Annotated in this window: 2 rRNA genes; both read right to left on the bottom strand. The window is 50.3% G+C overall.

What is annotated here, in order from left to right:
* Positions 1-114, bottom strand: a 5S ribosomal RNA gene (gene rrf / locus A3CS_RS0110675); the annotation flags it as partial.
* Between the two features lie 282 nt (positions 115-396).
* A 23S ribosomal RNA gene (locus tag A3CS_RS0110670) occupies positions 397-2,467 on the bottom strand; the annotation flags it as partial.

Genomic DNA, 2,467 nt, shown 5'->3' with positions numbered 1-2,467 from the left:
TTGGCGGTGACCTACTCTCACATGGGGATGCCCCACACTACCATCGGCATTACGGCCTTTCACTTCTGAGTTCGGTATGGTTTCAGGTGGTACCACCGCACTATCGCCGCCAATATTCTTTGATGACTATCCTCTCTCCTTTCCGCGCTTTCGCTTTCTTATTCCGCTCTTCGCTTCTCTCGTTCTTTCTCTTCTTACTTCCCTTCCCGCGTACTATACGCGTCATCTTCCAAAAACAAGCCTCAAACCAACTTCCTTCCCTCAACTCCCTCTCCTGAGCTACAATCCTTTTTCTTCTCTTTATCTTTCTCTTTCTCTTTAATTTAATCTAATACCGTTATTCTTATCAATACATCCCCACGCTCCTGCTCCCCCGCAAAAACACTTGAGCGTTGTATGGCTAAGTCCCTCGGGCAATTAGTACGTGTTAGCTCAACATATCACTACGCTTACACACCACGCCTATCTACGTCTTCGTCTTAAACAACCCTTACAGACCTAAAGTCTGGGAGAACTCATCTCTTGGCAAGTTTCGTGCTTAGATGCTTTCAGCACTTATCTCTCCCGCACTTAGCTACCCGGCTATGCGTCTGGCGACACAACCGGAACACCAGCGGTGCGTCCACTCCGGTCCTCTCGTACTAGGAGCAGCCCCAACCAATTCTCCTACGCCCACGGCAGATAGGGACCGAACTGTCTCACGACGTTCTAAACCCAGCTCGCGTACCACTTTAAATGGCGAACAGCCATACCCTTGGGACCTACTTCAGCCCCAGGATGTGATGAGCCGACATCGAGGTGCCAAACACCGCCGTCGATATGAACTCTTGGGCGGTATCAGCCTGTTATCCCCGGAGTACCTTTTATCCGTTGAGCGATGGCCCTTCCATGCAGAACCACCGGATCACTATGACCTACTTTCGTACCTGCCCGACCTGTCCGTCTCGCAGTTAAGCTTGCTTATACCATTGCACTAACCTCACGATGTCCGACCGTGATTAGCAAACCTTCGTGCTCCTCCGTTATCCTTTGGGAGGAGACCGCCCCAGTCAAACTACCCACCAGACACTGTCCGAACACCTGTAATCGATGTCTCGTTAGAACATCAAACGTTAAAGGGTGGTATTTCAACGTCGACTCCATAATGACTGGCGTCACTACTTCATAGTCTCCCACCTATCCTACACATCAAAATTCAATGTTCAGTGTCAAGCTATAGTAAAGGTTCACGGGGTCTTTCCGTCTAGCCGCGGGTACACCGCATCTTCACGGCGATTTCAATTTCACTGAGTCTCGGGTGGAGACAGCCTGGCCATCATTATGCCATTCGTGCAGGTCGGAACTTACCCGACAAGGAATTTCGCTACCTTAGGACCGTTATAGTTACGGCCGCCGTTTACCGGGGCTTCGATCAGATGCTTCTCTTGCGATTACACCATCAATTAACCTTCCGGCACCGGGCAGGCATCACACCCTATACCTCCACTTTCGTGTTTGCAGAGTGCTGTGTTTTTAATAAACAGTTGCAGCCAGCTGGTATCTTCGACCGGTTCAACCTTCAGGGGCAAGCCCTTACAATCTACGCCGGCGCACCTTCTCCCGAAGTTACGGTGCTATTTTGCCTAGTTCCTTCACCCGAGTTCTCTCAAGCGCCTGAGTATTCTCTACCTGACCACCTGTGTCGGTTTTCAGTACGGTTTAGTAAAGCCTTTCGCTTAGTGGCTTTTCCTGGAAGTATGGTATCAGTTACTTCAGCCCCTTAAGGCCTCGTCATCATCTCTCAGTGTTTATAGGAGCCCGGATTTGCCTAAGCTCCCCACCTACCAACTTAAACGTGCATATCCAACAGCACGCTAACCTAACCTGCTCCGTCCCCACATCGCAGCTTTACCAAGTACGGGAATATTAACCCGTTTCCCATCGACTACGCTTTTCAGCCTCGCCTTAGGGGCCGACTCACCCTGCCCCGATTAACGTTGGACAGGAACCCTTGGTCTTCCGGCGAACGGGTTTTTCACCCGTTTTATCGTTACTTATGTCAGCATTCGCACTTGTGATACGTCCAGCATACCTCTCAATACACCTTCTTCCGCTTACACAACGCTCCCCTACCCAACAGGCGTATCACTAATATTCCTCAATTCCCAACCGCACTTCCCGTCATGACTTCCGCCTCAACGTGTTTGGCGCTTGACCAACTTGCTTCTCTTCATTTCGCAAATTGTTAATCGTAAGGCGTATTAGTGATACGCCTGATGCCGCAGCTTCGGTGACTAATTTTAGCCCCGTTACATCTTCCGCGCAGGCCGACTCGACTAGTGAGCTATTACGCTTTCTTTAAATGATGGCTGCTTCTAAGCCAACATCCTAGCTGTCTAAGCCTTCCCACTTCGTTTCCCACTTAATTAGTACTTTGGGACCTTAGCCGGCGGTCTGGGTTGTTTCCCTCTCCACGACGGACGTTAGC

It is taken from the genome of Aggregatibacter actinomycetemcomitans DSM 8324, from assembly GCF_000372365.1.
Taxonomy (GTDB): domain Bacteria; phylum Pseudomonadota; class Gammaproteobacteria; order Enterobacterales; family Pasteurellaceae; genus Aggregatibacter; species Aggregatibacter actinomycetemcomitans.
This window is presented reverse-complemented; position numbering and strand designations above follow the sequence as displayed.